2 protein-coding genes are annotated in these 1,304 nt (G+C 31.7%); both read right to left on the reverse strand.

The features are described 5' to 3' along the window. Window positions 1-43 precede the first annotated feature (43 nt). Window positions 44-892, reverse strand: a complete 849-nt coding sequence (locus tag KPL50_RS26440; protein WP_253200828.1) for an IS3 family transposase — start codon at window positions 890-892, stop codon at window positions 44-46. A gap of 41 nt (window positions 893-933) precedes the next feature. Beyond that, on the reverse strand, window positions 934-1,227 hold the full coding sequence (locus tag KPL50_RS26445) for a transposase (protein ID WP_216301447.1): 294 nt from the start codon (window positions 1,225-1,227) through the stop codon (window positions 934-936). Window positions 1,228-1,304: the final 77 nt, after the last annotated feature.

Here is a 1,304-nt window from a genome sequence, read left to right on the forward strand (position 1 = left end):
CGGATTGCTCCCTTTATTTACGACATTTTCTAACGAATACTAACTAATTTATAGATTTCCTTATAAATTCATTTGGACTAATATAATTTAAGCTTCCATGTATTCTTTCTTCATTGTAGAACTTTATATATTCATCAATAAGCATATATCCATGAGTAAAGTTTCTAATCTCATTCCAAGCTATACACTCTTTAGAAAGAAGAGAATGAAAAGATTCAATGTGAGCATTATAGTTTGGTGAATTTGTTGGAATTAGCTCATGATATATATTCTTTATTTTACAAAAATGTTCAAATCTGATGGAAGTAAATTGTGGACCATTATCACTTCTTAAAATAATATTAGAGGTTACACCATTTTCAATAAGAGCTCTTTCTACAGCTTTAAGAGCATCATTAGTGGTTGCGGTTTTAGTTATTTCTCTACCAACAAGTTTCCTAGAACACACATCAATGATATCCGTAAGCATTATAAACTGGCCGTTTAAGGCCTTAACATACTTTATATCTATTTGCCATAGTTGATTTATCTCACTTACTTTTCTTGCGACAGCAAGATGACCTTGCTTAGTATGTTTTACATATGGTAGAAGTAATCCTAATTTCTTAGCTAGTCTATAAATTTTTTTAGCGTTTACTTGTAATCCATGATTTTTGCGAAGAATTTTAGTGATTTTCTTATAGCCATAGAAGGGAATCTTTTCACATGCTTGATGTAGCAATGTTTCAATAACTGAGTCGTCCACTATACAATTGTTTATTCCGTAGGAAAATCCAGGAACAGGTCTACCGACCTTACATTTTGGCTCATGTTCATTCTTTATAGACTTTTTTTTAGGATAGAAAGTGGATCTTGATATTTGCAGCAATTTACAAGCTCTAGATATTTTCATGCCCTTTTGATTATATTCCTTAGCTAGAGCCAGTTTTTCATCTACTTTAGGTAATTCTTTTTTTTTAATAAATCCTGAAGCATGTCAAGTTCTAATTCTTTTTTACCAATTAGTTCTTTCAGTTTCCGATTTTCACTTTCCAAGGCCTTTTCTTTGATACTTGAGTGATGGTCCTTGGGTTGTGTGGCGTTAATTACACCAAGTTGATGCTTAAAAGTAGATAGAGTGGATGATGTTAATTCATATTTTTTGCAAACTTGAGCATGTGTAAACCCATGATTTAATTCTTCTACAATTTTAATTTTATCTTCTAGGGTAAACCTTCTTCTAGCCATATTTCTAACCTCCATCGTATATTCTTATATTAACATGCTCGTTAGAAACTGTCGAAGACTGTTATGGGGTCAGAATG

Origin of the sequence: Clostridium sp. CF012 (assembly GCF_018861755.1) — a bacterium.
Classification (GTDB): domain Bacteria; phylum Bacillota; class Clostridia; order Clostridiales; family Clostridiaceae; genus Clostridium_AD.

What these genes read in the sequence shown, in the direction of transcription:
- KPL50_RS26440 (WP_253200828.1), bottom strand. Translation starts at nt 892, where the DNA reads ATGAAAATATCTAGAGCTTGTAAATTGCTGCAAATATCAAGATCCACT.
- KPL50_RS26445 (WP_216301447.1), bottom strand. Translation starts at nt 1,227, where the DNA reads ATGGCTAGAAGAAGGTTTACCCTAGAAGATAAAATTAAAATTGTAGAA.